The sequence below is a fragment of the Variovorax sp. P4_B10 genome (assembly GCF_056402375.1).
Genome location: NZ_JBFUHN010000005.1, coordinates 142,708 through 164,235 on the forward strand (window position 1 = coordinate 142,708; position 21,528 = coordinate 164,235).

A 21,528-nucleotide genomic window follows, 5' to 3' on the forward strand; every position below is an offset into this window, starting at 1 on the left:
GCTGCGTTCAAGCGGCTGCAGAGGGCCGTGCCTAAGCTCCGGAGTGCTCCGCCAAGAGAGCATCACCTGGAGACATCATGAGAAAAATCATCCGTCGCGGCGCCATGCCGCTGTCCCTGCTCGCGCTCGCCGCGGCAGCCACCCTGACCGCTTGCGGCGGTGACGGAGGCAACGGCTTCTCGTTCCTGCCGGTGGCGCCCAGTCCGGGCAACCCACCGGCCGAAGGCACCTACAAGGCCGAGATCCGTCGCACGGCCATGGGCGTGCCGCACATCAAGGCCGACGACTGGGCCGGCGCGGGCTACGGCTACGGCTACGCGCAGGCGCAGGACAACCTGTGCACCATGGCCGACTCATTCCTCACCTACCGCGGCGAGCGCTCGCAGTACTTCGGAGGCGATGCGCAACCGGTGGCCAGCAGCATCATCTCGCGGCCGAAGAACATCGACTCCGACTTCTTCCACCGACACGTGATCTCGGCCGACGTGCTGAAGAAAATGATCGACGCGCAGCCCGACGACCTGAAGAAGCTGGTCGAAGGTTTCGCGGCAGGCTACAACCGCTACGTGCGCGATGTGAAGGCCAATGGCAACGCGCATGCGGCATGCCGCACCGAGGCCTGGGTCCTGCCGATCACCACCGACGACATCTTCCGCCGCATGTATGCGGCGAATCTTGCGGGTGGCTACAGCATCTTCCTGCGGCAGATCGCAAATGCGATCGCGCCCGCCGCGGTGGCGCCGGCGAAGATCGCTGCGCGCAGCAGCAAGAAGCAACAGCAAAAACAGGCACTGCAACTCGCCGCGCGCGACATCGCCGCACCCGAAATGCATGTCGGCGGCAAGGAGGGCGTGGGCAGCAACATGATCGGCTTCGGCACCGCCGCCACTGGCGACGCGAGCCCGCTGCTGTTCGGCAACCCGCACTGGTACTGGCGTGGGCCCGACCGCTTCTACCAGGCGCAGCTCACCATCCCGGGCAAGCTCAACGTCAGCGGCACGTCGTTCCTGGGCACTCCGGTGATGCTCATCGGCTTCAACGACAACATCGCGTGGAGCCACACGGTGTCGACGGCGAAGCGCTTCGGTTTCTACGAGCTGAAGCTCGCCTCGGGCGACCCGACCAGCTACATGCGCGACGGCAGCGCGGTGAAGATGCAGGCGTCGGAAATCGCGGTCAAGGTGAAGCAGGCCGACGGCAGCGTGACGCCGGTGACGCGCACGCTCTACAAGTCGGAGTACGGGCCGATGATCAATCTCGGCCTGTTGGAACCGACGCTGGCCTGGAGCCAGGCCATGGCCTTCGCCATCCGCGACATCAACGGCGAGAACTACCGCAGCTTCCGCAACTGGCTGCGCTGGAACCAGGCCGGATCGCTCGATGAATTCACCGCTATCCAGCGCGAAGAAGCCGCCATCCCGTGGGTCAACACCGTGGCCGTGGGCCGCGGCAGCGCCAAGGCCTGGTACGCGGACATCGGCGCGGTGCCCAATGTGTCGGCGGACCAGGAGGCGACCTGCACCACGGCAACGGGCAACGCATTGAAGACCATCGTGCCGAGCATGTCGAACCTGCCGATCTTCGATGGCTCGCGCAGCGCCTGCGACTGGCAGACCGATGCCGACTCCGCACAGAAGGGCGCCATCGGTGCGTCGCGCCTGCCCAGCCTGATGCGCGACGACTACGTCGCCAACATGAACGACAGCTACTGGCTCGCGAACCCGAAGCAGCCGCTGACCGGCTATCCGACCATCATGGGCGGAACGAACGCGGAGGTCAGTCCCCGCACCCGCCTGGGCAACGTGCTGGCGCAGAGCCGCATCGACGGCGCCGACAGCTACGGCACCAGGGGCGCGACGGTCGACACCGTGAAGCGCATGGTGCTCAACAGCCGCGCGCTGACGGCCGAACTGTTCAAGGACAAGGCGCTGGCCATGCTCTGCGCATCGCCGACGGCCACCTTCTCCGAGGACCCGCTCGACAAGACGGTTCCCGGGCGCACGGTCAACACCGCCGCGGCGTGCGCCGCGCTGCAGGCCTGGGACAACACCGGTGTCACCGGCGCACGGGGCGCGCATGTGTGGGACGAGTTCTGGAGCCGCGTGAAGCTGCCGTCGACAGCCTACGACAAGCCCTTCGATGCCAACGATCCGGTCAACACGCCGCGCGAGCTGAACGCCAGTGCGAAGGTGCTGCTGGAGCCGGCCTTCGGTGCCGCCATCGCGCGCGTCGAAGCCAGCGGCTTCGCGTTCGACGCAGCGCGCGGCAACTACCTGTTCGCCACGCGCGACGGCAGGAAGATCCCGCTGTACGGCGGCTGCGGCGACCCGGGCTACTTCACCATCGCGTGCTCCGACAACCGTCTCGACAAGGGCGGCTACTCGATGGACGGCAACCCGAACGGCAACAGCTACATGCAGATCGTCCGTTTCCCCGAAGGCGGTGTGGAGGCCCACACCTTCCTGACCTTCTCGTTGTCAGACGATCCGGCATCGGCGCACAACGCCGACTACACCCGGGCCTACAGCGCCGGGCAGTGGCTGAAGGTGCCGTTCTCGGAGTCGGAGATCAAGGCCGACGCGGCCTACAGCAGCGCGGTCATCAGCGAGTGAGACTGCAGCACAGCAGCGAGCCAGTTCCACCCGGCGTCCGCGGCCGGGTATGCCCGCACACTAAAATCTTCAACCCCGCAGCCGGGCGTCCCGGCCGGCTGCGGGTCTTTGCTTTTCCGGGGCCATGTAGAGGACCACCATGTACAAAAACCTCGCGGGCCGCGCCGTTCTGGCGTGGGTGACCGCCTGTTTTCTATCTCCCGCTTTTTCCCAACCGCAGGCGCCGAAGGAGCCGCTGAAGATCGGCTTCGTCTACGTCGCGCCGGTCACCGATGCCGGCTGGGTGCGCCAGCATGAAGAGGGCCGCAAGGCCGTCGATGCGGCACTCGGCGCCCGGGTGAAGACCACCTTCGTCGAGAACGTGGCCGAAGGGGCCGATGCCGAGCGCGTGATCCGCGATCTCGCGCAGCAGGGTAACCAGCTGATCTTCACGCCCAGCTTCGGCTACATGGAGCCGACACTCAAGGTCGCGAAGGACTTTCCCGGCGTGAAGTTCGAATCGATCACGGGCTACAAGGCTGCGCCCAACGTTGCGACTGCCAACGCGCGCTACTACGAAGGCCGCTACCTCGCGGGCATCGCGGCCGGCCGCATGACGAAGACGAACGTGGCGGGCTATGTGGCGGGCTTTCCGATTCCCGAGGTGCTGCAGGGCATCAACGCCTTCACGCTCGGCATGCGCTCGGTGAACCCGGATGCGAAGGTGATCGTGGTGTGGCTCAACGCGTGGTTCGACCCGCCGAAGGAACGCGATGCCGCAATGGCGCTGTTCAACCAGAACGCCGACGTCGTCGCCTTCCACACCGGTTCGACCGCGGTGATGGCCGCGGCGCAGGAGCGCGGCAGGATGGCCGTCGCCTACCACTCCGACATGCGCAAGATCGCGCCCGATGCGCAGATCGTCGCGGTCACGCACCAGTGGGGCGGCTACTACACGCAGCGCGCCCGCGCGGTGCTCGACGGCAACTGGAAAAGCGGCAACCTCTGGGGCGGCGTGAAGGAGGGGATGATTCGCGTCGGCGACTTCGGCACCAAGGTGCCCCAGGCCGTGCAGCAGGAGGTGCTTGCGCGGCAGCAGGACATCGCGGCGGGCAAGCTGCAGCCGTTCCGCGCGGTGAACGGCGACGTGCGCGACAACGAAGGCCGCACCGTGATCGCCAAGGGCGTGCAACTGAACGACGAGCAGATCCTGCAGATGAACTGGCTGGCCGAGGGCGTGCAGGGGCGCGTGACGCGCTAGCGGTCCGATTGCACGCCGGTCTGTGGCACATTCGACCTTCGGCAAAAGACCCATGAGCCAACTGGACCTCAACCTCGTTCGCGTGTTCGTCGCGATCTACGAAACGCGCAGTGTCACGCAGGCGGCGGAACGGCTCGACCTCACCCAGCCCACCATCAGCTACGGCCTCGCGAAGCTGCGCAAGGTGTACGCCGACCGCCTGTTTTCGCGCAGCAGCAATGGCTTGGTGCCCACCAGCCTGGCGGAGCAGCTGTTCCAGCGCTACCGGGATGCGCTGACCTCCGTCGAGAGCACCCTCGAGCAGAACACCGCCTTCGATCCGCTGCGCTCGACGCGGCGCTTTCGCCTCGCGATGTCGGACATCGGCGTGCTGTATTTCGTGCCGCCGCTGCTGCGCAAATTCCAGGAGTCGGCGCCGCACATCGAGATCGACATCGTGCAGATCCCCGACGCGCCGAGCGAGGACCTGTCGGTCGGGCGGCTCGACATGGCCATCGGCAACATCCCGGCGCTCGCGTCGCCGGTGCACAGCGTGCTGCTGTTCCGCGAGCATTACGTGTGCCTGATGTCGGCCAACCATCCCACCATCGGCGAGCGCATGAGCCTCGAGGAATTCTCGTCGGCGCGGCACGTGATGGTGTCTTCGCCGCGTTCGGGCCACTTCCTGATCGAGGAAGCGTTGGCAGAGCGCGGCATCCACCGAAACATCGTGGCGCGGGTGCCCCAGTTCACCGTGCTGCCGCAGCTTCTGTCGCAGAGCGACCTGCTGGTGCTGCTGCCGTCGCGGGTGGCGAACCTCTACGTGTTGCAGGGCGGGCTGAAGGCGCTGCCGCTGCCCGTGCCGCTGCCCGACTTCCAGGTGCAGGCCCACTGGCATGCGCGCCACGAGTACAGCGCTGCCCACCGCTGGCTGGTCGACGAGATCGTGCAGACGCTGAGCAAGCTCTGAACGTTCGACCGCCTAGAAAGCGGGCATCGCCCCCAGCGCCCTGGCGGAACGCGCAAGGCCTTCGAGAATCCTGTCGGACACCGCGGCCGGAAAGTGCGCAGGCAGGCGCGCGCCGATGCGGTCGATCACGCCCGGCGTTGCCGAGAGCACGCGCTGGATGAGGTCCTCCGCGTCCGGCCCGTAGTGGCACTTCCGTGCCATGGCATTGAAATGGCGCCGCTGGACGGTCTTGAACTGGTAGTGCTTGCTCTTGCCGATCAGGGCCATGGCCAGTTTGGCCTCGTGCCTGGAGAACTGGTTCGGACCGTTGCCCTCCACCGGCCAGATGGACATCACGTCGTAGACGGGTGTCAGCCTGTAGCGGCCCATCGGCAACCAGGCGATGCTGAAGTTCTTCGCATGTCCGTCGGGCGCGCCGAGCATCCAGAAGAGCAGCTGCACGGTGATGAGCGTGGCCAGGTCCTGCTGGGCATCGACCGAGCTTCGAAGCACGCCCGCCAGGTCGACCATGCCGGGACCGCCGTCGGCCTCGTACTTCAGGTGCGGCGGCTTGCCCAGGGCCTGGCAGAAGTCTTCCTGCGGCAGGCGCAGCCACCAGTTGCCGGACGAGTGCAACCTGCGATCGAAGCGCTCGACGGCCAGCACCTTCTGCGAGCCGAAGCGCAGGATGGCCGTACGGGGCACGGGTATGCCGTACTCCTGCAGGATGTTCAGGCAGAGCCACTCGTTTTCCACCGAGGTGCTGAAGTCGGCTTTGCGGTGGCCGACCAGGCCCAGCGGCAACTTCAGGATGTGCGTGGTGGGCGTCGAGCCGTGCGGGCGGAACCATTGGCCCTCGTGCCACAGCAGCGCGGTCTTCTCCTGGGCGCCGGCCAGGGAGATGCGCAACTCGTCTTCGGGTGCAGATTGCGCAGCGAACCTGCCGGGGGTGACGGTCTGCTGCAGCAGCTTTTCGACGTCGGCCTCGCTCATCGCCTCGCCCGCGATGCGATCGACATCCGCCGGGCCGTCGTCCTCGCCAAGCAGTTGGATGGCGCCCACGCAATCGCGGCCGATGGCCTGCAGGAGGTCGAAGGGCTGCGTCGTGCGCGTCCTGAAGCGGCTCGCGATGCGCTCGCGAATGGGCTGACTGTCGGGCAGCAGATTGTCGAAGTAGTTCTGGACGACCGGGCCCTTGTGGATGAAGCCGCCGACCAGCGGCAAGGAGAGCGAGAGCGGGCGCCCTGTCGGCGAGCCGACCCAGGCGTCGTCGTAGCGCAACTCGTCCGCCCCGCGCGCAGGAATGCGCCAGGTGCCGACGCGCTCGCCGTTGGCCCATATGGAAAGCGCCGGCATGTTCGATGTACGCGCCATGCTCACCACTCCGAAGCGGGCGGCTCGTTGGCGACATGCCTTGGGCTCGGGCGGTCGGATTGCGCAGTCGAGCGCTTCGCCGGATTCTTCGAGCCGACCAGCATCTCGAGGCCCAGCACGCCGAAGAGCGCCAGCAGTTGCTCCAGGCTCACCGAGCCAGGGTTGAGCTCCATGTGGGACATGCGACTCTGGCTGATGCCGAGCCGCTCGGCCAGCTTCACCTGAGAGATGCCTGCTTCCTTGCGGGCCGCCTTGAGGAGCACGCCGAGCTGCGATGGAACCGAGAGGACTTGCTGCATGGGAATACCAATGAAATGGGTAACCCAATTTTACCGATGTGAGGGGTATTGGTCAAAATACCCATCAAATAGGTAATTCGATAGATGCCCATGGTATGGGTAGATTGTCTTCTAGCATCAGCCCAGCCGCTCGACCACGAAGTCGACGAAGGTCCGCAGCTTGGCGCTGGGCCGGGCTTCGGGCAATCGCATGATGTGCACCTGGCGCGTCGGCAGCTCCCACTCGGGCAGCAGCTGAACCACCTGGCCCGAGGCCAGGGCGGGGCCGAGCAGCGCATCGGCCTGCACGATCACGCCGACGCCGGCCATGGCCGCGACCAGCAGCGCCTGGCCGTTGTTAGTGTTCAACGGGCCGCGCACCGGCACGTGCACGGTCTTGCCGTCGCGCGTGAAGCGCCATGAATGGTTCGGGCCCCAGGTCGCAAAGCCCAGCAGCGGAAAGGCTTCGAGGTCCGACGGGTGCCTGGGCTGGCCGTGGCGCGTGACCCAGGCCGGGCTTGCCACCGCGAACATGCGCGACAACGCGAGCGGTCGCGCGATGAGCCGTTCATCGACCGCGGCGCCCGAGCGGATGCCGCAGTCGAAGCCTTCCTCGGCCAGGTCGACCACGCGGTCGTTGAGCACCAGGTCCACCTTCACCTGTGGATAGGCCGCGATGTATTCGCCGATCACCGGCGTGAGCCGGTGCGCGCCATAGGCCACCGGCGCCGTCACGCGCAGCACGCCCTGCGGCATGGCGCGCAGCGACTCGGCCACGCCGTCGGCCGTGTGCACGCTGGACAGCACATCGCGGCAGCGCTCCAGGTAGGCCGCACCGATCTCGGTCAGCGCGTGGCGCCGCGTGGTGCGCTCGAGCAGCCGGGCGCCGAGCTGGTCTTCGAGCGCGCGGATGTGCTTGCCGACCATCACGGCCGAGAGATCGAGCGCCTCGGCAGCGGCGGCGAAGCTGCCCGCGTCCACCGTAGCGACGAAGACTTCCATGGCGCGCAGCTTGTCCATATTGATTGATAACTCACAGTTTCGAATTGCCGAACCGAATGGCAATTTATCAAACTATCGATTCGCAAAACAATAGGCCTTCCTATTCATTTTTTGGCGAGGTTTTCCATGAAGGTTCTTGTTGTGGGTGCGACGGGCGCAGTGGGCAGCGCGGTGGCACAGGCGCTGGCCGAACGCGGTCACGAGGTGGTGCGTGCGGGTCGCACGCGCGGCGACCTGCAGGTCGACATCACGAGCGATGCAAGCGTCGAGGCGCTGTATGCCGCGGTGGGGCGCGTCGATGCGATCGTCTCGGCGGCCGGTGGCCTGTTCTTCGGGCCGTTGGGCGAAATGCGGCCGGCCGACTTCAACATCGGCCTGCAGGACAAGCTCTTGGGCCAGGTGCGGCTCGCGCTGCTGGGTCAGCATGTGCTGGCCGACGGCGGCTCGATCACGCTGACCACGGGCATCGTGGCGGACGAGCCGATCCGGCAGGGAGCGAATGCAACGGCCGTCAATTCGGGCGTCGAGGGCTTTGTGCGCGCCGCGGCGATCGAGCTGCCGCGCGGCATCCGCATCAACGCGGTGAGCCCGACGGTGCTGACCGAATCGCTGCCGGACTACGGGTCGTTCTTTCCCGGTTTCGAATCGGTGTCGGCCGCACGTTCGGCGCAGGCCTATGTGCGCAGCGTCGAAGGTCCGCAAACGGGGCGCGTCTATTGCGTGTGGCAATGAGGGTGCTGCTCGTGGGGGCCAGCGGCGCGGTGGGTGGTGCCGTGGCCGAGGCGTTGGCCGGGCGGCATGAACTGCTGCGCGCGGGTCGTTCGCACGGCGACCACCGCGTCGACCTGGCCAGCGATGCCAGCGTGGAGGCGCTGTTCGCCGCCACAGGCCGGGTGGACGCCATTGTCTGCGCGACGGGTGGCATGTACTTCGGGCCACTCGCTGCCATGCGCCCGGCCGATTTCGACGTGGGCCTGCAGGGCAAGCTGCTGGGGCAGGTGCGCCTGGCACTGATCGGCCAGCATGCGCTGACCGACGGGGGATCGATCACGCTGACGACCGGCATCGACGAGCCGATTCTTCAGGCCGTCAATGCCAGCGCCGTCAATTCGGCGGTCGAGGGCTTTGTGCGCGGGGCGGCGATCGAGCTGGCGCGCGGCATCCGCATCAATGCGGTGAGCCCCACGGTGATGACGGAGTCGCTGCCGGTCTTCGGGCCGTTTTTCCCCGGCTTCGAGTCGGTGCCGGCTGCGCGCGTGGCGCAGGCCTATGTGCGCAGCGTCGAGGGGCCGCAAACGGGGCGCGTTTACCGCGTGTGGGCATGAAGCGCTCGACTTCGCTGGCGGGGGCGCTTCTTTTCGCACTGAGTTCATCCGCGTCGATGGCCGCTCCGCCCGCCACGCAGGCGCTGCCTGAGGACTGGTATCCGGAAAGCGTCGCCATCGATCCGGACGGTTCGTTCTACGTCGGCAGCTGGCGTCGGGGCGCGGTCGCCAGGTTGAAGCCGGGCGCCGCGCCGAAGGCCGAAGTGCTCGTGAAGCCTGGCGCCAACGGCCTGGCGAACGGCCAGGGCGTGCTGGTCGATGCGAAACGCCAGGCCCTGTGGGTCTGCTCGGGCAGCAGCGGCTTCACCACCGTGCCGCAGACGCCGAGCGCGCTCAAGCGCTACGACCTGGCCACGGGCGCGCCGCGTGCGAGCTATGCGATGCCCGATGACGGCTACTGCAACGACCTGGCGCAGGATGCGGCCGGCAACCTCTACGTGACCGACTCCTACCACCCGCGCGTGCTGCGGCTCGCGCCGGGCGCCGCCGCGCTCACGGTCTGGAAGGAAGATCCGGCGCTGGCCGGCGCGGGCCCCTACAAGGGACTGAACGGCATTGCCATCGATGGCGGTCGCAACGTCTACGTGAGCCTCGTGGCCGCGGCGTCCTACCTGCTGCGCATCGACCTCGGCACTGGCGGGCGGGCCGGCGAGGTCACGCGCATCGAGGCGCCGCGCATGATGAAGAACGTCGACGCGATCCGCGCCTGGAAGCCCGGCCGGCTCGTGCTGTTCGAGAGCAATGCCTTCGGCGACGGACCGTACGGCGGGCAGGTCACCGTGGCGCGCATCGATGGCGCGAAGCTCGGCCTGCAGACGGTGGTGGCCGGACTCAACGACCCGTCCTCCGGCGCGGTGCTTGGCAACCGCGTCTATTTCATCGAGTCGAAGTACGCGCTGCTGCTCAAGCACAAGGACGACGACGCGGCCGTTCCCCGCGCCGTGCCCTTCGACATCCAGTCGCACGCCTTGCCGCCGGATTGAAGTGCGTTCGGCGTATAGCACTCATACGCGCATGGAAATTGCGGCGGCGCGGGGCTGGATTACCCTCCGCACCCACGATGAAAAAAGCCTACCGCGCCTCCCTCCTGCGATTCGACGACGCCGGCCTGCCCGTTTTCGACGAAGACGGCCTGCTGGTCGTCGCCCCCGACAGTGCCGGCCGCCTGCGCGTGCTCGACGCCGGCAGCCATGCCGCCGTGTCGCCGCGCCATCCCGATGCCGAGCTGACCGACCTGCCGGGCCGCATCCTCGCGCCGGGCTTCGTGGACATGCACATCCACTTCCCGCAGACCGACATCATCGGCGCGCCGTCGCCCGGGCTCCTGCCCTGGCTCGAGAACTACACCTTCCCGGCGGAAGCCAGGTTCGCCGACCCGGCGCATTCGCGCGAAGTGGCCGAGGTGTTCTTCGACGAGCTGCTGCGCAACGGCGTCACCACCTCGCTGACCTTCGCGACCTCGCATCCCGCTTCGGTCGATGCCTTCTTCGAGAGCGCGCAGCGCCGCGGCCTGCGCATGATCACCGGCAAGGTGCTGCAGGACCGCAATTCGCCCGACGGCGTGCGCGATGAAACCGAGCAGAGCCTGATCGATACCGAGTCGCTGATCCGCAAGTGGCACAACGTCGACCGCCTGGGCTACGCCATCACGCCGCGCTTCGCCCCCACCAGCACCGACGCCCAGATGCGCGGCGCCGGCGAACTGGCGGCGAAGTACGCCGACACCTGGATCCAGTCGCACGTGGCCGAGAACAAGGACGAAGTGCAGTGGGCGCGCGAGCTGTACCCCAAGTCGCGTTCCTACCTCGACGTGTACGCCGGCTTCGGCCTGATGCGCGAGCGTGCCGTGTATGCCCACTGCATCTACATCGACGACGAAGACCGCCGCCTGATGCGCGAGACAAAAACCGCCGCGGCCGTGAGCCCCACGAGCAACCTCTTCCTGGGCAGCGGCTTCTTCGACTTCGGCGCGGCCGACCGCGTCGCGTCGCCCTACGGCCTCGCGAGCGACGTGGGCGGCGGCACCAGCTTCAGCCCCTTCCACACCATGCTCGCGGCCTACTACGTGGGCCGCGAGGGCCAGACCAAGGCCGGCCTGAGCATTCCGCCTTCGCGGCTGTGGTGGCACCACACCGGCGGCGCGGCGCGTTCGCTGGGGCTCGATGGCGTGGTCGGCAACCTGCAGCCCGGCTGCGAGGCCGACTTCCTGGTGCTCAACCCCTCGGCCACGCCGCTGCTCGCGCGCAAGACCTCGCTCGCGAACAACCTCGAGGAACTGCTCTTCGCGATGATCGTGCTGGGCGACGACCGGCTGGTCGAGCGCACCGTCATTTCGCAGGCGGGGTAGCCTGAAGGCCCGGCAGTAGCAGGGGGCAGGGCGATGGCGCATGCCACAATTCGCGCCATTCCTCCCCGCAGCAGCAGCGACCGCATATGAGCATCAAGAGCGACAAATGGATCCGGCGCATGGCCGAGCAGACCGGCATGATCGAGCCCTTCGAGCCCGGTCAGGTGCGCGAGGCCGCCGGCCACAAGATCATCAGCTACGGCACCTCGAGCTACGGCTACGACATCCGTTGCGCGCCCGAATTCAAGGTCTTCACCAACATCCACAGCACGGTGGTCGACCCGAAGAACTTCGACGAGAAGAGCTTCGTCGACATGCACGGCGACTACTGCATCATCCCGCCCAACAGTTTCGCGCTGGCGCGCACGGTCGAGTACTTCCGCATCCCGCGCAACGTACTCACCATCTGCCTCGGCAAGAGCACCTATGCGCGCTGCGGGATCATCGTCAACGTGACCCCGTTCGAGCCCGAATGGGAAGGCTACGTGACGCTCGAATTCAGCAACACCACGCCGCTGCCCGCCAAGATCTATGCGGGCGAGGGCTGCGCACAGGTGCTGTTCTTCGAAAGCGACGAAGTCTGCGAAACCAGCTACAAGGACCGCGGCGGCAAATACCAGGGCCAGCGCGGCGTCACGCTTCCCAAGACCTGATTCGCGCCTCCTGACCGCCGGTTACGCAACCGGCGTTCAGGCCAAGTACCATCCTGCGACGCTCCGGCAAAACTTCTGCAAGGCCGGCAAGGAGACTGCGATGAGATGGGAAGGCAACGAACAATCCGACAACGTCGAAGATCGTCGCGACGAAGGCGGCGGTGGTGGTGGGGGCGGCTTCATCGGCGGCCGCAGCATCGGCATCGGCACCATCGCAGTCGCGCTGATCGCGGGCTGGGTCTTCGGCATCAACCCGCTCACCGTGCTGAGCCTGCTCAGCGGGGGGGGCGACCCGGCCCAGGTGCAGCAGCAACAGCAAGGCCCGGCGCCCCGACCGCCTTCCGGCGACCGCGAGGCGGCCTTCGTCTCGACCGTGCTCAAGAACACCGAAGTGGTCTGGACCGACCTCTTCCGCAAGAACGGCGGCGCCTACCAGGCGCCACGGCTCGTGCTGTTCCGCGGCGCCACGCCGACGGCCTGCGGCACCGGGCAATCGGCCATGGGCCCGTTCTATTGCCCCGGCGACAAGAAGGTCTACATCGACCTCGGCTTCTACGAAACGCTCAAGAACCAGCTCGGCGCGCCGGGCGAGTTCGCGCAGGCGTACGTCATCGCGCACGAGGTCGGCCACCATGTGCAGGACGAGCTCGGCATCACCGCCAAGGTCGACGGCATGCGCGGCCGCCTGAGCCAGACGCAGAACAACGCGGTGAGCGTTCGCGTCGAGTTGCAGGCCGATTGCTTCGCGGGCGTATGGGCCCACCATTCGCAGGAGTCGAAGAAGTGGCTCGACCCGGGCGACATCGAAGCCGCGATGAACGCCGCGCAGAAGATTGGCGACGACGCATTGCAGCGCTCCGCAGGCCGCGCCGTGGTGCCCGACAGCTTCACCCACGGCTCGAGCGCGCAGCGCCAACGGTGGTTCGGCGCGGGCTATCAAAGCGGCGAGATGAAGTCCTGCGACACCTTCAACGCACGCAATCTTTGAGCGTCAGGGGCTTAGGGTGCCCGTGTTTGTTGGGTTTGGTGCTATTGAATAAATAGCAATGCAGGCGGCGCGGACGTTGTCACGGCGCCGTCACTGCCGTTTTTTGCGGCAATGCGACAATAGCAGGCTCAATGACAAGCTCCTTCTCCAATCTATCGCTGGCGGAACCGCTGGCGCGCGCCGTGGCCGAAATGGGCTACGAGACCATGACACCGATCCAGGAGCAGGCCATTCCGGTCGTGCTCGCGGGCCAGGATGTGATGGGCGCCGCCCAGACCGGCACCGGCAAGACGGCGGCGTTTTCGCTCCCGTTGCTGCAGCGCATGCTCAAGCATGAAAACGCGTCGACCTCGCCCGCGCGGCATCCGGTGCGTGCGCTCGTGCTGCTGCCCACGCGCGAACTCGCCGACCAGGTCGCGCAGCAGGTCAAGCTGTACGCCAAGTACACCAACCTGCGCAGCACGGTGGTGTTCGGCGGCATCGACATGAAGCCACAGACGCTGGAACTGAAGAGGGGCGTCGAGGTGCTGGTCGCCACGCCGGGCCGGCTGCTCGATCACATCGAAGCCAAGAACGCGGTGCTCAACCAGGTCGAGTACGTGGTGCTCGACGAAGCCGACCGCATGCTCGACATCGGCTTCCTGCCCGATCTGCAGCGCATCCTGAGCTACCTGCCCAAGCAGCGCACCACGCTGCTGTTCTCGGCGACGTTCTCGCCCGAAATCAAGCGGCTGGCCGGCAGCTACCTGCAGAACCCGGTCACCATCGAAGTGGCACGGCCGAACGAAACGGCCTCCACCGTCGAACAGCATTTCTACAGCGTGTCCGACGACGACAAGCGCCGCGCGCTGAAACAGATCGTGCGTCAGCGCGGCATCACGCAGGCCTTCGTGTTCGTCAACAGCAAGCTCGGTTGCGCGCGCCTCGCACGCTCGCTGGAGCGCGACGGTCTGCGTACCACCGCACTGCACGGCGACAAGAGCCAGGACGAACGCCTGAAGGCGCTCGCCTCGTTCAAGGCCGGCGAAGTCGACCTGCTGGTGTGCACCGACGTCGCGGCCCGCGGCCTCGACATCAAGGACGTGCCGGCCGTCTTCAACTTCGACATTCCGTTCAACGCCGAAGACTACGTGCACCGCATCGGCCGCACCGGCCGTGCAGGCGCCTCGGGCCTGGCCGTGAGCTTTGCCAGCGGCGGCAACGATGCACGCCTGGTGGCCGACATCGAGAAGCTGATCAAGAAGAAGATCGAGCTCGAACCCGTCGAGTTCGAGGAAGACAATCCGCGCGGCCGCATCAACGACGGACGCCGTCATTGGCGCGAAGAGGGCGAGGCCGGCGACGCGCGCGATGTGCTCGACCAGCCGCGCGAACGCAGCAGCATCGGTGCCGATGCGCGCCGTGGCGGCGGACGCCCGCACCGTGCGCCGTCCGCACCGCGCGATCCGTTCTTCGACAAGCCCTACGAACCGGGCCAGGCCGACGCCACGCCGGCCTGGGAAGCAGCCGCCAAGGCAGCGCCCGCACGCGGCATCTCGAGCAACATCAAGACCAAGCGCAAGGTCGCAGCCCTCTTCAAGAGCGCCGAAACGAATTGATCGAAAGCCCCTCTTTTGGGGCTTTGTCATTTTCGTGGAACACCGCGGAACCGGCTTCGCCGCGCCGCTGGTGTTGCCCCCGGTAGGGGGCGAGCTCTACCTCCATCCGCGGTGCCACCCATAGCGCGGGTGGTGCCAGCCATATCCGTAGCGCGGGTGGTAGTTCCACACGAAACCCACGCCCGGCGACACGTAGGTCGGTGCCACATAGGCCACACCCGGCGGTGCCGCGTAGACGGGTTGCGCCGGTGCGACCACGCAGCCGGTCAGGATGGCCGCGAGCGCGGCGGCCGAAAGGGCAAGAATGGGCAATCTCATGGCGATGCTCCTGGGACGAGTTGATCGGTATTCCCAAGAAACGCCCCGCGCCACCGGCGGATGACCTCCTTTACCCGGGCGAAATAATGTGACCGGCCGTTGCAGGCCGGCCTCGCGGGAGCGCGCTGCTGCCCCCTCAGATCACGTTGAAATGGTGCGTCCCGTCGCGCCCCAGCTGCGCGACAAGGCCGTATTCCCAGTCCAGGTAGGCCTGCATGGCCTCCGCCGGCGCCTCCGTGCCTTCGTAGGGCCGGCGGTAGCGGTCGGTGCGCGGTGTCGCGAGCCGCGTCTCGCCGGATTCCGCCTCGAGGCCTGCCGCGAACCATGCCGCGTTGCCGCCGGCCAGCACCCGCACTTCCACGTCGTGGTGGCCGCGCGCGTCGAGCAGTTGGCGCAGGTCGGCCGCAGCGTAGCGTGCGAGCAGGCTGCTGCCGCAGGTCAGCACATAGCGTTGCGCCGACGGGATGGCGCTGCCGATGGCCTGTGCAAGCTGGGCGCGAATGGCGTACCAGGCGCCGGGGATGTGGCGTTTCACGTAGTTGGCGCTGGTGGTCACGTCGATCACGGCCGTGCCGATCTGTTGCTTGAGCAAGGCCGCCAGCTCCGTGGGCGAGATCTCGCCCACGACAGCCGCAACGGCCGGATGGGCAGGCGGCGGCGCGGTCGTTTCGGTGAATGCCGAGGCGACCGGCACCGTGTCGGGCACGTAGACCTCCCAGCCCATCTGCGCGAGCCACGAGGCGCTCATGGAGGCCCGCACGCCGTCGTCGTCGGCCAGCACGATGCGCGCGCCGCGCACCGGCACCTGGTGATCGGTTTCCTGCACCAGTTGCCCGCCGGGGGCACTTGCAAAGCCGGGCAGATGGCCCGCTGCATATTCCTCGGGTGTGCGCACGTCGAAGCGGTACACCGTACGACCTGGCGCTTCGAGCGTGTGCAATGCATCGAGCGCGATGCGGCGAACGCCGGCCGTGTCGGCCACACGGCGCGCATCGGCTTGCGCCTGCGCGAGATGTGTGTCGGACACCGCAGCCGGCGCCTGCCGATCCGCCCCATGATCCAGCACCTGCCCTGCGAGCTTCCAGCCGATGGTGCCGTTGCGCAGCGCCGCCACGGGGTTCGGAATGCCCGCATTCACCAGCGACTGGGTGCCGATGATGCTGCGCGTGCGGCCCGCGCAATTGACGATCACCTGCGTCGACGGGTCGGGTGCGAGCTCGCGCACCCGCAGCACCAGTTCGGCACCGGGCACGCTGGTGGCCGAAGGGATGCTCATGGTCTGGTATTCGTCGAAGCGGCGCGCGTCGAGCACCACCACGTTGGCCTTGCCGTCGACCAGCGCCTTCACTTCGGGTGCGGAGAGCGAGGGCGTGTGCCGTTCGTGCTCGACCAGTTCGCCGAAGGACTTGCTCGGCACGTTCACGTCGCGGAACAGCTCGCCGCCGGCCGCGCGCCAGCCCTCGAGGCCGCCTTCGAGCAGATGCACGTTCGTGTAGCCCAGCGCGACCAGCGTGCGCGCGGCGAGCGGCGCGAGGTCGATGCCGCCGTGCGCGCCGTACAGCACGATCAGCGTGTCCCGCCGCGGAATGCGCCGCCAGGCTTCGATCTCGATGCGCGAGAGCGGCAGGTTCGCGGCCCACAGCGGATGCTCCTGCGCGAAGGGATCTTCCTCGCGCACATCGAGCAGGGCGGTTTCCTCGCGCGCGAGAAGACGCGTGCGCACGGCGGCGAAGGGCAGAAGGGGAAAGGCGGTGGTCGTCATGCTGGAGTCGATCTGAGTTCGGCGGAGCGGTCCCACAGGTTGGGAAGCAGCGTGTTGGAGTAGCCCGAGACGAACGGCTTGCGTCCGCCCTCGGCCGGGTAAGTATGCCGCCGCACCGCGCCGATGTTGGCACCGTAGACATGGATGCTGACCGACACGCGGTCGGCATGCGCGTTGTGCACGCGGTGCAGGTCGCCGATGGTGGGCGACACGGCCTCCACATCGCCGGCGTCGAGCCGCAGGGCCTCGCCTTGCGGCTGTGCGCTGCCGTCGCTGCCGATGGCATAACCCTGGCTGTACTCGGCGCCGCGCAGCATGCCGATCAGGCCCCACACCGTGTGGTCGTGCACCGGCGTGGCCTGGCCCGGCCCCCAGACGAAGCTCACGACCGAGAAGCGCTCGGTGCTGTCGGCATGCAGCAGGAACTGCCGGTAGTGCGTTGGGTCGGGCTGCGCGAAGGCGTCGGGCAGCCAGTCGTCGCGAGCGACCAGCGTGCGCAGCAGGGCACCGCCTTCCAACATGATGCGAGGCTCGTCGGGCGCGCTGTCGAGCAGCCGGCCGAAAGCGCCGACGAAGTCGCGCAGCGGCGCGATCACGCGGGGCGCTTCCAGAGCTGTGTGTCGGTGATCGCGCGCACGTCCACGCGCACCGGCAGGATGCCGTCGCGCGCCGAGCGGTCGGCCACGGCCTGCAACGCGACGATGTCGGCCTCGCTCACGGGGCGGCCCGCGACGGAAGCACGCGCGGTGATGATGCGCGCCGACTCGATCGGCAGCCGCGTGAGCTGGCTGTAGGCCTGCGCATAGGCCTCCGGGTTGGCCAGCGCCCAGTCGCCCGCGCGGCCCAGCCGGTCGAGAAACTGCACGATGGCAGCGCGCTTCGCCGGATCGGCCAGCGACGGCTCGCTCGCCGTGATGAAGCCCAGCGCCGTGTTGATGCCGCGCCCGTCGCGCAGGATGCGGCCGCCCTGCTGCAGCGCGATCGCGTAGTACGGATCGAAGATGGCCCAGGCATCGATCTGCCTCGAGGCGAAGGCCGCCGCCGCATCGGTGGGCAGCACGAACTTCACCGTGACCTCGTCGCGCCGCACGCCGGCTTCCTCGAGCGCGCCGTAGAGCTGGTACTGCGAGATGCTGCCGCGCGCCGACGAGACGATCACCGTCTTGCCGCGCAGCTCGGCCACGCTGCGCAGCGGCGAATCGGGCTGCACCACGATGCCCAGCGAATCGGCCTTGCCGACGCGCGTGGCGACGATCTTGAGCGGCGTCTTGCCGACGGCCGCGGCCAGCACCGGCAGGTCGCCGGCCATGGCGGTATCGACGGCCGCGCTGCGCTGTGCTTCGAACAGCGGCGCCGCGCCCTGGAAGTTGGCCCAGCGATGGGCGAAGGGCGCACCCTCGAGCGCCTTCGAGGCCTCGAACAGCGAGCGCAGGCCGCCGGCCTGGTCGCCGAGCACCAGCGTGGTCTGCGGCTGCGCCCCTGCGCGCAGCGAGCCGGCGGCGGCCAGCGAGAGTGCCGCGCCTTGCTTGAGCCAGCTGCGGCGCGAGGCTTGGGTGAACAGAAGACCGGTCATGCGGCGGCTCCCGGCGACAGCAGTGCGCGCTTGCCTGCACCGACCAGGATCGCATCGTTCTGCGGCGTGTGGATGCGGCTGCACAGCACGTCGCGGTAGTGCCGCTCCAGCGGGTTCTGCCGCGTGAGGCCGTGGTTGCCGCTCAGTTGCAGCGCGAGCTCGACCACGCGGACCGCGTTGTTCGTCACCGTGTACTTGAGCAGGCCGCTGTCGGTGGCGGGTTGCGCGTGGCCGTTGTCGACGGCGACCGTCGCGTCGTCGAGCAGCACGCGGTTGGTACGCAGCAGCGCCTCGATTTCGCCCACGTGCTCCTGCACACGGGGCAGGGTCGAGAGCGCAGCCCCCAGGCTGCCGGGCGCGCGCTGGTTCAGGAAGCCCACGAGCCAGTCGCGCGCGGCCTGCGCCACCGCGTCGTAGAGGCTGCCGAGCAGCACCGTCATCCAGGCTTGCTGCGTGGCGTGGGCGTCGATGTCGGTCTGGCTGCCGGCGTCGGGCGCCCAGTCGGCCGGTGCACGCAGATCGACCGCGTGGTCGAGGTCGATCGCGACGTTCTCGAACACCACTTCATGGCTGCCCGAAGCGCGCAGGCCCAGGTGGTCCCAGCTGGCGATCACGCGCACGCCGGGTGCATTGCGCGGCACCAGGAACACGCCGGTGCGCGGCGTCGCTTCGTCGGTGCGCGCCCACACGGCGAGCCAGGTCAGGCCCTCGATGCCGGTCGTGTAGAGCTTGTGGCCGTCGATCTTCCAGCCGTTGCCGTCGCGCCGCGCAACGGTCGCGGGCAGGCCGCCGCGGGCCGGCGAACCCAGCGCTGGCTCCACGCGCAGCGCGTTGATGAGCGCGCCGCGCTCCACCGCATCGCGCGCCACGCGTTCGCGCAGCTGTGGCGGCCAGCGGTTGTCGCCGCGCGTGAGCGCATGGTGCTGCAGGTAGGTCATCGTGAGGATCAGCGCGGTGGCCGGCTCGCCGCGCGCCACGGCCGCGATCACGCGCCGGGCCGTCGCCAGCGTGGCGCTGCCGCCGCCGTGCGCAGCCGGCRCCACCAGGCCGATCAGGCCATGCGCCTGCAGCGCCTCGAAGTTCTCGCGCGGAAAGGCGCCGCTGCGGTCGTGGTCGGCCGCGGTGGCGGCGAATTGTTCCGACAGGCGTGCCAGCAGCGCGGCATCGACGGTGGCGGGCGTGGTTTCTTCGGGCGTGGCCGGCAGGCGGCGCAAGGGGAGTGCACTCATGGTTCCTGCACGGTAACGGGCCGGCCCGGGACGGAAAACGACGCATCCTGCATATGCAAACTCGTTTTTCTGCGTTCGCTTTTGCCGCCTGCGTCGGTACGGTCTCGCTTCTCTCCATGGCGGAGAAAGAAAGAACTCGACGCATGAAACCGGATTTCCCCCTCGATCGACGCAGCCTGCTGCAGGCCGCCGCGGCATGGGGCGCAGCAGCGGCAGCCGGCCTGGGGACCCGCGCGGCGCAGGCCGCTGCACCGTCGCGCGACCTGTCGGGCGTGACCTTGCGCGTCGGCACCTACAAGGGGCTCTGGCGCCCGCTGCTGCAGGCCTCCGGCCAGGCCAACACGCCGTACAGGATCGACTGGCGCGAACTCAACAACGGCGTGCTGCACATCGAGGCCATCAACGGCGATGCGCTCGACCTCGGTTCGGGCAGCGAGATCCCGCCGGTGTTCGCGGCGCGCCAGAAATCCAGCGTGCGGCTCGTCGCTGTGACGCACGAAGACCTCAACAACCAGGCCACGCTGGCCCGCAAGGATTCGCCGATCCGCAGCATTGCCGACTTGAAGGGCAGGCGCGTGGGCTATGTGCGCGCCACCACTTCGCACTACTACCTGGCCAGGCAGTTGGCCGAGGCAGGGCTCTCGTTCGGCGACATCCAGGCGGTGAGCCTCACGCCGTCCGACGGGCTCTCGGCCTTTGCGCGCGGCGACCTCGATGCCTGGGCGATCTACGGCTACAACGGCCAGCTTGCGCGCACCCAGTACGGCGCGCGCACCATCAAGACCGGCGTGGGCTACCTCTCGGGCAACTTCCCGATCTATGCCAACCCGCGCGCGCTCGACGACGCGCCGCGCCGTGCGGCGCTGAGCGACCTGCTGCAGCGCCTGCAGCGTTCGTTCGCCTGGATCAACGGCAACTTCCTGGCCTATGCACGCGCGCAGTCGGCCGAGACGCGCGTGCCGGTCGGCGATCTTGTCGAGCTCTTCAACGGCCGCAGCGGCGACTACAGCCTCGGCCCGGTCACCGATGCGGTGGTGCGCAGCCACCAGGACGTGGCCGACACCTTCCTGAAGATCGGCGTGCTCGACGGTCCGGCCGATGTGAAACCCCTGTGGGACCGCAGCTTCGAGAACGTGCTGCGCCTGCCCGCCGCCTGACAACCCAACACCTCGACAACAAAGGACACCCATGAGCCAGAACGACGTTGAATTCATCGGCATGATCCAGGGCCAGAAGGTCTCGGAGATCCATGCCGCCAAGGGCCCGGCCATCGACCGCGACTACGTGCGTGCCTTTGCACAGGCACACGAGAACGCCGGCTTCGACCGCGTGCTGGTGCCGCACCATTCGACCGGCCCCGATGCCACGCTCACGGTGGCCTATGCGGCCTCGGTGACCGAGCGCATCCACTTCATGCTCGCGCACCGCCCCGGCTTCGTGGCGCCGACGCTGGCGGCCCGGCAGTTCGCCTCGCTCGACCAGTTCAGCGGCGGGCGGCTGGGCGTGCACTACATCTCCGGCGGTTCCGACGAGGAGCAGCGGCGCGACGGCGACTGGCTCGACCACGACCAGCGCTATGCCCGCACCGACGAATACCTCGACGTGCTGCACAAGGTGTGGACCAGCGAGAAGCCCTTCGACCACGAAGGCGCGCACTACCGTTACCAGAACGCGTTTTCCGAAGTGAAGCCGGTGCAGACGCGCAACGGCAAGCCGCATGTGCCGGTGTATTTCGGCGGTGCGTCGGAGGCTGCGATCCCCGTGGCCGGCAAGTACGCCGACGTGTATGCGCTGTGGGGCGAATCGCTCGACCAGGCGCGCGAACTGACGACGCGCGTGCGCGCCGAAGCCGCGAAGCACGGGCGCAGCGTGCGCTTCTCGGTGTCGTTCCGCCCGATCCTGGCGGAGACCGAAGAGGCCGCATGGGCGCGCGCCGAGAACATCCTGGCGGAGACGAAGCGCCTGCGCGTGGTGCAGGGCTACAACCGCGGCGGCCCGCAGCAGAGCGAAGGTGCGAAGCGCCTGCTGGCCACAGCCGACAAGGGGCCGCGCGTCGACAAGCGCCTGTGGACCGCCATCGCGCAGGAGATCGGCGGGCGCTCCAACAGCACCGCACTCGTCGGCACGCCCGAGCAGGTGGCCGATGCGCTGCTCGACTACTACGACCTGGGCGTGACCACCTTCCTGATCCGCGGTTTCGATCCGCTGGAGGACGCGACCGACTATGGCCGTGCGCTGATTCCGCGCACGCGCGAACTGGTGGCTCAACGTTTGCAATCGCAACGCAAGGCGGCCTGAGCG

General features: G+C 68.0%; 20 protein-coding genes. 12 read left to right on the top strand and 8 right to left on the bottom strand.

Going from position 1 to position 21,528, the window contains the following annotated elements:
* Window positions 1-77: 77 nt before the first annotated feature.
* From AC1DXX_RS04520 to AC1DXX_RS04530, 3 genes are all read left to right on the top strand, one after another.
* Window positions 78-2,612: a penicillin acylase family protein gene (locus AC1DXX_RS04520; RefSeq protein ID WP_478132970.1), complete on the top strand. Its 2,535-nt coding sequence runs from the start codon at window positions 78-80 to the stop codon at window positions 2,610-2,612.
* 139 nt (window positions 2,613-2,751) lie between these two features.
* Window positions 2,752-3,852 carry a BMP family ABC transporter substrate-binding protein gene (locus tag AC1DXX_RS04525; protein ID WP_478132971.1) on the top strand — a complete coding sequence of 367 codons (1,101 nt, stop codon included), beginning with the start codon at window positions 2,752-2,754 and terminating at the stop codon, window positions 3,850-3,852.
* Between the two features lie 52 nt (window positions 3,853-3,904).
* Window positions 3,905-4,801 carry a LysR family transcriptional regulator gene (locus tag AC1DXX_RS04530; RefSeq protein ID WP_478132972.1) on the top strand — a complete coding sequence of 299 codons (897 nt, stop codon included), beginning with the start codon at window positions 3,905-3,907 and terminating at the stop codon, window positions 4,799-4,801.
* A 12-nt stretch (window positions 4,802-4,813) separates the two neighbouring features.
* Here AC1DXX_RS04530 and AC1DXX_RS04535 read toward each other — a convergent pair whose 3' ends face one another.
* The 3 genes from AC1DXX_RS04535 to AC1DXX_RS04545 form a co-directional block, all read right to left on the bottom strand.
* The gene (locus tag AC1DXX_RS04535; RefSeq protein ID WP_478132973.1) at window positions 4,814-6,154 is read right to left on the bottom strand and encodes a type II toxin-antitoxin system HipA family toxin; all 1,341 of its coding nucleotides are present in this window, start codon (window positions 6,152-6,154) and stop codon (window positions 4,814-4,816) included.
* 2 nt (window positions 6,155-6,156) lie between these two features.
* Window positions 6,157-6,453 carry a helix-turn-helix domain-containing protein gene (locus tag AC1DXX_RS04540; protein WP_478132974.1) on the bottom strand — a complete coding sequence of 99 codons (297 nt, stop codon included), beginning with the start codon at window positions 6,451-6,453 and terminating at the stop codon, window positions 6,157-6,159.
* Between the two features lie 117 nt (window positions 6,454-6,570).
* Window positions 6,571-7,452, bottom strand: coding sequence for a LysR family transcriptional regulator (locus AC1DXX_RS04545; RefSeq protein ID WP_478132975.1), 882 nt, complete (start codon window positions 7,450-7,452; stop codon window positions 6,571-6,573).
* Window positions 7,453-7,560: 108 nt separating this feature from the next.
* Here AC1DXX_RS04545 and AC1DXX_RS04550 point away from each other — a divergent pair, with 108 nt between their 5' ends.
* The 7 genes from AC1DXX_RS04550 to AC1DXX_RS04580 all read left to right on the top strand — a co-directional run bounded on the left by AC1DXX_RS04550 (window position 7,561) and on the right by AC1DXX_RS04580 (window position 14,345).
* Window positions 7,561-8,166 carry a short chain dehydrogenase gene (locus AC1DXX_RS04550; RefSeq protein ID WP_478132976.1) on the top strand — a complete coding sequence of 202 codons (606 nt, stop codon included), beginning with the start codon at window positions 7,561-7,563 and terminating at the stop codon, window positions 8,164-8,166.
* Entirely contained in the window at window positions 8,163-8,759 is a 597-nt protein-coding gene (locus AC1DXX_RS04555) for a short chain dehydrogenase (protein WP_478132977.1), read from the top strand. Before AC1DXX_RS04550 ends, AC1DXX_RS04555 begins: the two co-directional genes overlap by 4 nt.
* On the top strand, window positions 8,756-9,742 hold the full coding sequence (locus AC1DXX_RS04560) for an NHL repeat-containing protein (protein WP_478132978.1): 987 nt from the start codon (window positions 8,756-8,758) through the stop codon (window positions 9,740-9,742). The genes AC1DXX_RS04555 and AC1DXX_RS04560 overlap by 4 nt, the downstream gene beginning before the upstream one ends.
* Before the next feature lie 77 nt (window positions 9,743-9,819).
* Window positions 9,820-11,106, top strand: a complete 1,287-nt coding sequence (gene guaD / locus AC1DXX_RS04565) for a guanine deaminase (protein ID WP_478132979.1) — start codon at window positions 9,820-9,822, stop codon at window positions 11,104-11,106.
* 86 nt (window positions 11,107-11,192) lie between these two features.
* The gene (dcd, locus tag AC1DXX_RS04570) at window positions 11,193-11,759 is read left to right on the top strand and encodes a dCTP deaminase (RefSeq protein ID WP_018905384.1); all 567 of its coding nucleotides are present in this window, start codon (window positions 11,193-11,195) and stop codon (window positions 11,757-11,759) included.
* A 100-nt stretch (window positions 11,760-11,859) separates the two neighbouring features.
* Window positions 11,860-12,747, top strand: coding sequence for a KPN_02809 family neutral zinc metallopeptidase (ypfJ, locus tag AC1DXX_RS04575; RefSeq protein WP_478132980.1), 888 nt, complete (start codon window positions 11,860-11,862; stop codon window positions 12,745-12,747).
* A gap of 131 nt (window positions 12,748-12,878) precedes the next feature.
* Complete coding sequence (locus AC1DXX_RS04580) at window positions 12,879-14,345, top strand: DEAD/DEAH box helicase (protein WP_478132981.1); 1,467 nt, start codon at window positions 12,879-12,881, stop codon at window positions 14,343-14,345.
* A gap of 96 nt (window positions 14,346-14,441) precedes the next feature.
* Here AC1DXX_RS04580 and AC1DXX_RS04585 read toward each other — a convergent pair whose 3' ends face one another.
* From AC1DXX_RS04585 to AC1DXX_RS04605, 5 genes are all read right to left on the bottom strand, one after another.
* A complete protein-coding gene (locus AC1DXX_RS04585) occupies window positions 14,442-14,663 on the bottom strand; it encodes a hypothetical protein (RefSeq protein ID WP_478132982.1) in 222 nt (73 codons plus the stop codon).
* A 136-nt stretch (window positions 14,664-14,799) separates the two neighbouring features.
* Entirely contained in the window at window positions 14,800-16,425 is a 1,626-nt protein-coding gene (locus AC1DXX_RS04590; protein WP_478132983.1) for a rhodanese-related sulfurtransferase, read from the bottom strand.
* The gene (locus AC1DXX_RS04595) at window positions 16,422-17,021 is read right to left on the bottom strand and encodes a cysteine dioxygenase family protein (RefSeq protein ID WP_478132984.1); all 600 of its coding nucleotides are present in this window, start codon (window positions 17,019-17,021) and stop codon (window positions 16,422-16,424) included. The genes AC1DXX_RS04590 and AC1DXX_RS04595 overlap by 4 nt, the downstream gene beginning before the upstream one ends.
* Window positions 17,018-17,998: an ABC transporter substrate-binding protein gene (locus AC1DXX_RS04600; RefSeq protein WP_478132985.1), complete on the bottom strand. Its 981-nt coding sequence runs from the start codon at window positions 17,996-17,998 to the stop codon at window positions 17,018-17,020. The genes AC1DXX_RS04595 and AC1DXX_RS04600 overlap by 4 nt, the downstream gene beginning before the upstream one ends.
* Entirely contained in the window at window positions 17,995-19,227 is a 1,233-nt protein-coding gene (locus AC1DXX_RS04605) for an acyl-CoA dehydrogenase family protein (protein ID WP_478132986.1), read from the bottom strand. The genes AC1DXX_RS04600 and AC1DXX_RS04605 overlap by 4 nt, the downstream gene beginning before the upstream one ends.
* Window positions 19,228-19,370: 143 nt before the next feature.
* On the opposite strand from AC1DXX_RS04605, the gene AC1DXX_RS04610 reads away from it, so the two are divergent.
* Both AC1DXX_RS04610 and AC1DXX_RS04615 read left to right on the top strand, forming a co-directional pair.
* The gene (locus AC1DXX_RS04610; RefSeq protein WP_478132987.1) at window positions 19,371-20,384 is read left to right on the top strand and encodes an ABC transporter substrate-binding protein; all 1,014 of its coding nucleotides are present in this window, start codon (window positions 19,371-19,373) and stop codon (window positions 20,382-20,384) included.
* 31 nt (window positions 20,385-20,415) lie between these two features.
* Window positions 20,416-21,525, top strand: coding sequence for an LLM class flavin-dependent oxidoreductase (locus AC1DXX_RS04615; protein ID WP_478132988.1), 1,110 nt, complete (start codon window positions 20,416-20,418; stop codon window positions 21,523-21,525).
* Window positions 21,526-21,528 lie beyond the last annotated feature (3 nt).

Bases quoted from the DNA above. Each gene is read 5' to 3' on its own strand.
- AC1DXX_RS04520 (WP_478132970.1), top strand. From the start codon at position 78: ATGAGAAAAATCATCCGTCGCGGCGCCATGCCGCTGTCCCTGCTCGCG.
- AC1DXX_RS04525 (WP_478132971.1), top strand. From the start codon at position 2,752: ATGTACAAAAACCTCGCGGGCCGCGCCGTTCTGGCGTGGGTGACCGCC.
- AC1DXX_RS04530 (WP_478132972.1), top strand. From the start codon at position 3,905: ATGAGCCAACTGGACCTCAACCTCGTTCGCGTGTTCGTCGCGATCTAC.
- AC1DXX_RS04535 (WP_478132973.1), bottom strand. From the start codon at position 6,154: ATGGCGCGTACATCGAACATGCCGGCGCTTTCCATATGGGCCAACGGC.
- AC1DXX_RS04540 (WP_478132974.1), bottom strand. From the start codon at position 6,453: ATGCAGCAAGTCCTCTCGGTTCCATCGCAGCTCGGCGTGCTCCTCAAG.
- AC1DXX_RS04545 (WP_478132975.1), bottom strand. From the start codon at position 7,452: ATGGACAAGCTGCGCGCCATGGAAGTCTTCGTCGCTACGGTGGACGCG.
- AC1DXX_RS04550 (WP_478132976.1), top strand. From the start codon at position 7,561: ATGAAGGTTCTTGTTGTGGGTGCGACGGGCGCAGTGGGCAGCGCGGTG.
- AC1DXX_RS04555 (WP_478132977.1), top strand. From the start codon at position 8,163: ATGAGGGTGCTGCTCGTGGGGGCCAGCGGCGCGGTGGGTGGTGCCGTG.
- AC1DXX_RS04560 (WP_478132978.1), top strand. From the start codon at position 8,756: ATGAAGCGCTCGACTTCGCTGGCGGGGGCGCTTCTTTTCGCACTGAGT.
- guaD (WP_478132979.1), top strand. From the start codon at position 9,820: ATGAAAAAAGCCTACCGCGCCTCCCTCCTGCGATTCGACGACGCCGGC.
- dcd (WP_018905384.1), top strand. From the start codon at position 11,193: ATGAGCATCAAGAGCGACAAATGGATCCGGCGCATGGCCGAGCAGACC.
- ypfJ (WP_478132980.1), top strand. From the start codon at position 11,860: ATGAGATGGGAAGGCAACGAACAATCCGACAACGTCGAAGATCGTCGC.
- AC1DXX_RS04580 (WP_478132981.1), top strand. From the start codon at position 12,879: ATGACAAGCTCCTTCTCCAATCTATCGCTGGCGGAACCGCTGGCGCGC.
- AC1DXX_RS04585 (WP_478132982.1), bottom strand. From the start codon at position 14,663: ATGAGATTGCCCATTCTTGCCCTTTCGGCCGCCGCGCTCGCGGCCATC.
- AC1DXX_RS04590 (WP_478132983.1), bottom strand. From the start codon at position 16,425: ATGACGACCACCGCCTTTCCCCTTCTGCCCTTCGCCGCCGTGCGCACG.
- AC1DXX_RS04600 (WP_478132985.1), bottom strand. From the start codon at position 17,998: ATGACCGGTCTTCTGTTCACCCAAGCCTCGCGCCGCAGCTGGCTCAAG.
- AC1DXX_RS04610 (WP_478132987.1), top strand. From the start codon at position 19,371: ATGAAACCGGATTTCCCCCTCGATCGACGCAGCCTGCTGCAGGCCGCC.
- AC1DXX_RS04615 (WP_478132988.1), top strand. From the start codon at position 20,416: ATGAGCCAGAACGACGTTGAATTCATCGGCATGATCCAGGGCCAGAAG.